We start from the raw sequence: 6,482 nt of genomic DNA, 5'->3' as shown, positions 1-6,482 counted from the left end.
GTGCTGTGGAACCTGGTGGCGCGCACCGCCAAGCCGCTCAAGGGCCGCGCCGCCGTCGACATTCCAGACATGGCCGTCGATGCCAGGCCGACGCCGTCGCAACCGGCCCAGCCCGCCGCCTGGCCGGCTGGCGCGGCAAAGCCGAAGGTCCAGCATGTCACGCACCGGCTCGACGAGCCGACGCTGGACAAGTTGCAAAAAGGCCGGCTGCCGACCGAGGGCCGCGTCGACCTGCATGGCATGACGCAGGACGAGGCCTATTCGCTGCTGTTCTCGTTCCTGCACCGGGCGCATGCCGGCGGCGTCCGCTATGTGCTGGTCATCACCGGCAAGGGGTCGTCCTCGGGCGGCGATGGCATCCTGCGGCGCGCTGTGACGGCCTGGCTGTCGACACCGGCGTTCCGGCCGCTGGTCTCCAGCCACGACCATGCCGCCCGCAACCATGGCGGCTCGGGCGCGCTCTATATCAGGCTGCGGCGGGCACGCTCATGAGGGCTCTCAGGAGGCCGGGCGCATGACGCCGTTCGGCGAGAAGCTGCGGACGCTGAGGGCCGAACGCGGCGTCAGCCAGAAAGACATGGCGGCGGCGATCGGCGTCAGCGCCGCCTATCTCTCGGCGCTCGAGCATGGCAGGCGCGGCGCGCCGACCTGGACGCTGATCCAGAAGATCATCGGCTATTTCAACATCATCTGGGACGACGCCGAGGAACTGGCGCGGCTGGCCGAAACCTCGCATCCGCGCGTGAAACTCGATACGTCGGGTCTTTCCCCCGCCGCCACCGAACTTGCCAATCTTCTGGCCGAGAACATCGAAAAGCTGGATGAGGCCGCGCTTCTGCGCATCACCGCGTCGATCCGCGCGGCACTCGGCCGGTGATCCTAGAATCGGGTTTCCGCCATTTTGCGGCGGCCGGGCGATCGCCCGATCGCAAAACAGCGCCCGCCGGCGAGCAGCCGGCAGGCAGCCGTGGTGAGATCATTTCTTACCGGCCGTGCTGCCGCCATTGCCGCCGCGACCATGGTCGCCATGATCCTGGCCGCCATGTCCGCCGCCCAGGCAGTCCGACGCGCCGGCGGCGCCGCAACAGCGGCCGGCCCACAGGTCGTTGAGGTTGGTGTTGGCGCAGCTTGGAATGGTCTGGCCGGCCAGACCGGATCCGGTCAGGGCCGAAACGGCAGCGGCGGCGAGAAGGGTGTTGCGTAGAAAAGCAGTCATCTGAAGTCTCCATGATTTGGGTTCTATCGTCCACGGCTGTGTGTCGCCGGGCGAACGGAAATGGTTCACGGAGAGGTGCGAATTTTTTGGACGGAGGTGCGCGGCGGAGCCTCCTCGAAGCGCCGGGAGTGCTCAGCCCTAACCGGGCGGCTTTCCCTTACTGTACCGAGCCCACCAGAACCTGCTGGCCGCCGCGGATCGAGACCCAGCGGCCGGTGTTGTCGATCGCCTGGCGCTTGAGGAAGCGGTAGCCGGTCTCGTCCCAGGGCTTGACCTTGTCGGTCAGATTGTCGAGCACATAGTCGCCGCCGTCGGTGCGCACGGTCAGCACGGCGTGACCTTCCCCGTCGGGCTTGCGCACCACGGTCATCAAGAGATCGGCGAGCGACAAGCCCATGCGGGACAACTGGCGCCGCTTCTCCAGCACGTAATCCTCGCAGTCGCCGACGCCCTTGTCGGGATAGGCCCAGACCTCGTCCTTGCCATAGATGTCCATGTCGCTCATCGGCTTGACGGCGGCATTGACCCTGGCGGTGACGTTGACCAGCTTGCGCATCAACCCGTCGGTCAGGGCCGCCGGCGCGAGGTTGGCCGGGCGGATCGAGCATTCGCCCGGCCGCTGCTTGCAAAAATCGTAATGGCCGATCGGCTGCGAGGTGAGGCCCCCGGTCGCCATCGCGTCCGAAGCCCAGGCCGGTGTCATCCAGCCCCCCGTTAACGCCAGCCCGGCTGCCGCGCATACGCGCAGCCTTCGCGTGATTGAGGAATTCATTGTCCCCGCTCGCCCTGTTGTTAACGAAACGTTAAGGGCGATTTACACTCCGTGTCAATTAAGACATCGAGTTGATTTGCGGCATGGTTACCCGCGGGGAGGGACAGGGGCACTTGCGCAACAGAATCGGACCCGCGGCCGGCTCTGTTTCAAAACCGCCTACCGCTTGGCGGTGCGGACCAGTTTCGGCTTCACCGCCACCCGGGTCTGGCGGCCATAGCTGGTGATGAAGTCGACGATGCGCGGCACGATCTCGGAGCGGAAGCGCGAGCCGTTGAAGACGCCGTAATGGCCGACCGCCGGCTGCACATAGTGCGCCTTCTTGTCGGCGGGGATGTTGACGCACAGGTCCTGCGCCGCCTTGGTCTGGCCAAGGCCCGAAATGTCGTCGTTCTCGCCCTCGACCGTGAACAGGGCGACGTTGCGGATGACCGACGGATCGATCCTGGTGCCGCGATGCGTCATCTCCCCCTTGGGCAGGGCATGGCGCACGAAGACGGTGTCAACGGTCTGCAGGTAGAACTCCGCCGTCAGGTCCATCACCGCCAGATATTCGTCATAGAAGTCACGGTGCTTTTCGGCGTTGTCGCCATCGTGCTTCACAAGGTGCATGAAGAACTCCTTGTGAGCGATGATGTGGCGGTCGAGGTTCATGCTCATGAAACCCGAGAGCTGCAGGAAACCGGGATAAACCTCGCGGCCGAAGCCCGGCACCGGCCAAGGCGCGCGCATGACGACGTTGTCGCGAAACCAGTCGATGCCCTTTTCCTTGGCCAGCAGATTGACGGCGGTCGGATTGCGGCGGGTGTCGATCGGCCCGCCCATCAGGGTCATCGTCGAAGGAACGAAGGGGTCGCCCTTCGCCTCCATCAGCGCCACGGCCGCAAGCACTGGCACGGAAGGCTGGCACACGGCCATCACATGCGTGTCCGGACCCAGCGTGTGCAGCATGTCGATGACGTAGTCGATATAGTCGTCGAGATCGAAGCTGCCGTCGGCCAGCGGCACCATGCGGGCATCGACCCAGTCGGTGATATGGACATCGGCATAGGGCAGCATCGCCTCGACCGTGCCGCGCAGCAGCGTCGCGTAATGGCCCGACATCGGCGCCACGATCAAAAGCTTCGGGTCGGCCTTGCGTCCGGCTGGAACGGCGCGCTCGAAACGGACGAGATTGCAGAACGGCTTCGACCAGACTGTCTTTTCGGTGACCGCGACGCTCTTCCAGTCGACCACGGTCTTGTCCAGGCCGAATTGCGGCTTGCTGTAGCGGCGCGTGGTACGCTCGAACAGTTCGGCGCCCGCCGCGACCGACCGGCCCCAGTGCGTATGCGAAACCGGGTTGAGCGGATTGGAGTAGAACAACCGGACCGCGTCGGCATAGAGCCGTGCCGGCTGCAGGGCGGCGTGGTTCATTTCGTAGAGCTGATAGAACATCCGTTACCCCGCGACCGAAGAGACGACGAGCAGCGCCGCTCCCTAGATGTCTCGCGGGGAAGTTAACAACTAATTGCTGCGATGCAATACGTCACGTGGCGTGACTAATGCTAATTTCGTATAAAGCCTTGAAAACAGGCGCCGGACGGCACAGCCGGCTCAATGTGCAGTGCCGAAATGTGTAGGATATGTGTCAGGCCTTCGCACCGGAGACCGACCATGATCCCGAAGGTTCCCGTTTGCTCCGCCGGCCGGGGTGCGGGAGAGATCATGGTCAGGAGACGATCAGATCAGACGCGCGCCATGCAGACGGAAGTCTGACCGGAGCCGATGAAGCCGAGCTGGCCGGCGGCGCCCTTCGACAGGTCGAGCACGCGGCCCTTGATGAAGGGACCACGATCGTTGATGCGCACGACGACGCTGCGGCCGTTGTTCTTGTTGGTGACCCGCAATTTGGTGCCGAAAGGCAGCGTGCGATGGGCGGCGGTCAGCGCCGAGGGGTTCATACGCTCGCCCGATGCGGTTTTCGAGTGCAGCGCGTACCAAGAAGCGCGGCCACACTGGCCGGCGGCGGCGGTTGCCGAAGTGGCGGAGGCGCCGACCATCAGGCCAGCAGCGATCGTTACCGCGACAAGCGCAGTCTGTTTTGGGGTCTTCATATTTGGGGGATGGCTCCGTTTTTTGACAGACCCCAGCCGTTAGGAAAAGAATAAGGCACGAAATGCGGCGGTGATCTGGCGGTTCCATGGCAAGATCACACGTTTGGAGTCATCGGGTAACAGTCTGTCAGGGACTTTTTGGCGCGCCGAAACCAGTTTCGATCATGTTTGATCGGCACGGAGGACTTTTATGACAAGATCGAGCGTTGATCTCCAAATAGAAGTCTGCACGATCTGGCCACTTCCTTCGGCTCTTTCATCACGGCAATAGCGCCGCAATCGATCGACTTAAAAAAAGGGGATCCGACAATGAGACTGACCAAAAATCTGCTGGCCAAAAATCTGCTGGCCTTGATCGTTCTGGCCATGGGCGCGCTGTGGTCGCTGCAAGGCATCGGCGTGGTCGGCGGCAGCTTCATGACCGGCCAGTCGCAATGGCTCTATATCGGCCTCGCCGCCATGCTGGCCGGCGTGGCCGGGCTGGTGTGGGCGAACCGTTCGCCCTGAAGCTCTTTTTTTGGGCGCAATCCCGGACGGACAAGTCGTTTCATACTTTTCCGAAATGATCTTAGCCGAACAGCTGGTCGAGGATCCTGCCTTCGAGACGGGCAAGCTCGGCGGAACCGCGGCGGCGCGGCCGTTCCACCGGCACATCCAGATCCAGCGCGATCTTGCCGCCGCTGACCACCACCACCCGGTCGGCGAGCGCAACCGCTTCGGCGACATCATGCGTGACCAGCACGGCGGTGAATTTCTGGGCAATCCAGATACGCTCCAGCAATTGCTGCATCTCGATGCGGGTCAGCGCGTCGAGCGCCCCGAGCGGCTTGTCGAGCGCCAGGACCTGCGGGTGACCGACCAGCGCGCGGGCCAGCGCCACGCGCTGCTTCTGGCCGCCGGACAGCACCGAGGGCCATTCATCGGCTCGGTCGGCGAGGCCAACCTCGCCGAGAATGCCGAGCGCGCGTCGCCTTGCTTCCGTGCCGGAGGCGATGCCGGTCAACCCGACCTCGACATTTTTCACCACGCTGGCCCAGGGCAGCAGGCGCGGCTCCTGGAACATGAAGCGCGTGCGGCTGTGGCCCTCTTCCTCGGCTCCCAGCGTCAGCGATCCCGATGTCGGCCGGTCGAGCCCCGCGAGCAACCTGAGCAGCGTGCTCTTGCCGCAGCCGCTTTTGCCGATGACGGCGACGAACTGCCCGACCGGCACGTCGAGGTCGATGCCGTCGAGAACGGTCTTGTCGCCAAAGCGTTTCCCCACGCCCTTGAAGGCGAAGGCGCGCCGATCTTCGACCGATCTCGCCGGGCGCGCGGGCGCCGGCGCGGTGACAAAGGAGCGGACGGAGGTCAGACTGGCGGCTGGCATCGAATACTCATCCGTTCTGAAAGGCGGGATGCCAGCCGAGCGACAGGCGCTCGAGCAGGCGGGCGAGACTGTCGGCGAGCTTGCCGAGCAGCGCGTAGATCAGGATCGACAGCACGACGACATCGATCAGCAGGAATTCGCGCGCCTGCATGGCCATGTAGCCGAGCCCGGAGCTGGCCGAGATGGTTTCGGCGACGATCAGCGTCAGCCACATGATGCCCAAGGCGTAGCGCAGGCCGACGAAGATCGCCGGCAGCGCGCCGGGCAGGATGACGCGGACGAACAGCGCGCGCCGGTCCATGCCGTAGACGCGGCCCATCTCGACGAGTTGCGGGTCGACGCTCTGGATGCCGAGCAGCGTGTTGACGTAGATCGGAAAGAACACGCCGAGCGCCACCAGGAACAGTTTTGCTTCTTCGTCGATGCCGAACCAGAGGATGACCAGCGGGGTCAGCGCCAGGTGCGGAATGTTGCGGATCATCTGCAGCGTGGTGTCGGTCAGGCCGCGGCTGAGCGTCGACAGCCCGTTGGCAAGGCCGAGCGCAAAGCCGATCGAGCCACCGACGGCGAAGCCGGCAAGGGCGCGCGCCGTCGAAACGCCGATGTTCCGGATCAGTTCACCCGACAGCGTCAATCGCCAGAAGGCCTCGGCGACGGCACTTGGCGCCGGAAGCACGTTGGCCGGCATGACGCCCGCGCGGGAAGCCACCTCCCAGCCGGCAATCACCAGCACCGGCAATAGCCAGCCGATGCCATTCCCGCGCAGGCGTGCGGAAAAGCTCATGACGCGGCCTGCAGGCGGGCCGCGCCATGGAAGCCGACCGAGAATTCGTTGGCGATGTCTTCGCGCGGCTTGAGCCGCCTGGTACCGAGCCCAAGCTTGGGGAAGAGCAGTTCGGCGACGCGATAAGCTTCCTCGAGATGCGGATAGCCGGAGCCGATGATCGTATCGATGCCGATCGCCTGGTATTCGCGGATGCGGTCGGCAACCTGCTCCGGCGTGCCAACCAGCGCGGTGCCGGCGCCGCCGCG

At 64.6% G+C, this 6,482-nt stretch carries 9 protein-coding genes and 1 pseudogene; 3 read left to right on the top strand and 7 right to left on the bottom strand.

Translation table 11 applies throughout. The annotated features are described in order from the left end of the window. Both O7A61_RS30380 and O7A61_RS30375 read left to right on the top strand, forming a co-directional pair. The coding region (locus O7A61_RS30380) for a Smr/MutS family protein (RefSeq protein WP_337132891.1) at positions 1–492 on the top strand (492 nt) is incomplete at its 5' end. Between the two features lie 22 nt (positions 493–514). Further along, positions 515–877, top strand: a complete 363-nt coding sequence (locus tag O7A61_RS30375; RefSeq protein WP_337132890.1) for a helix-turn-helix domain-containing protein — start codon at positions 515–517, stop codon at positions 875–877. A gap of 99 nt (positions 878–976) precedes the next feature. Here the strand turns inward: O7A61_RS30375 and O7A61_RS30370 are convergent, their stop codons facing one another. From O7A61_RS30370 to O7A61_RS30355, 4 genes are all read right to left on the bottom strand, one after another. Continuing rightward, a complete protein-coding gene (locus O7A61_RS30370) occupies positions 977–1,216 on the bottom strand; it encodes a hypothetical protein (protein WP_337132889.1) in 240 nt (79 codons plus the stop codon). 157 nt (positions 1,217–1,373) lie between these two features. After that, a complete protein-coding gene (locus tag O7A61_RS30365) occupies positions 1,374–1,988 on the bottom strand; it encodes a transglutaminase-like cysteine peptidase (protein ID WP_337132888.1) in 615 nt (204 codons plus the stop codon). Positions 1,989–2,147: 159 nt separating this feature from the next. Further along, positions 2,148–3,425 (bottom strand): polyhydroxyalkanoate depolymerase, encoded by a 1,278-nt coding sequence (locus tag O7A61_RS30360; RefSeq protein ID WP_140507148.1) that lies wholly within the window; start codon positions 3,423–3,425, stop codon positions 2,148–2,150. A gap of 290 nt (positions 3,426–3,715) precedes the next feature. Beyond that, on the bottom strand, positions 3,716–4,084 hold the full coding sequence (locus O7A61_RS30355) for a septal ring lytic transglycosylase RlpA family protein (protein ID WP_337109320.1): 369 nt from the start codon (positions 4,082–4,084) through the stop codon (positions 3,716–3,718). A gap of 309 nt (positions 4,085–4,393) precedes the next feature. Here O7A61_RS30355 and O7A61_RS30350 point away from each other — a divergent pair, with 309 nt between their 5' ends. After that, positions 4,394–4,591, top strand: coding sequence for a hypothetical protein (locus O7A61_RS30350; protein ID WP_337132887.1), 198 nt, complete (start codon positions 4,394–4,396; stop codon positions 4,589–4,591). A gap of 61 nt (positions 4,592–4,652) precedes the next feature. Here the strand turns inward: O7A61_RS30350 and O7A61_RS30345 are convergent, their stop codons facing one another. The 3 genes and pseudogenes from O7A61_RS30345 to O7A61_RS30335 all read right to left on the bottom strand — a co-directional run. Beyond that, positions 4,653–5,450: an ATP-binding cassette domain-containing protein gene (locus O7A61_RS30345; protein ID WP_337132885.1), complete on the bottom strand. Its 798-nt coding sequence runs from the start codon at positions 5,448–5,450 to the stop codon at positions 4,653–4,655. Between the two features lie 7 nt (positions 5,451–5,457). Continuing rightward, positions 5,458–6,234: an ABC transporter permease subunit gene (locus tag O7A61_RS30340; RefSeq protein WP_337132883.1), complete on the bottom strand. Its 777-nt coding sequence runs from the start codon at positions 6,232–6,234 to the stop codon at positions 5,458–5,460. Next, positions 6,231–6,482: pseudogene (locus O7A61_RS30335) on the bottom strand (alkanesulfonate monooxygenase); the annotation flags it as partial. The pseudogene O7A61_RS30335 and the gene O7A61_RS30340, both read right to left, overlap by 4 nt.

It is taken from the genome of Mesorhizobium sp. Cs1321R2N1 (genome assembly GCF_037179725.1).
In the GTDB taxonomy this organism is placed as follows: Bacteria; Pseudomonadota; Alphaproteobacteria; order Rhizobiales; family Rhizobiaceae; genus Mesorhizobium; species Mesorhizobium salmacidum.
This window is presented reverse-complemented; position numbering and strand designations above follow the sequence as displayed.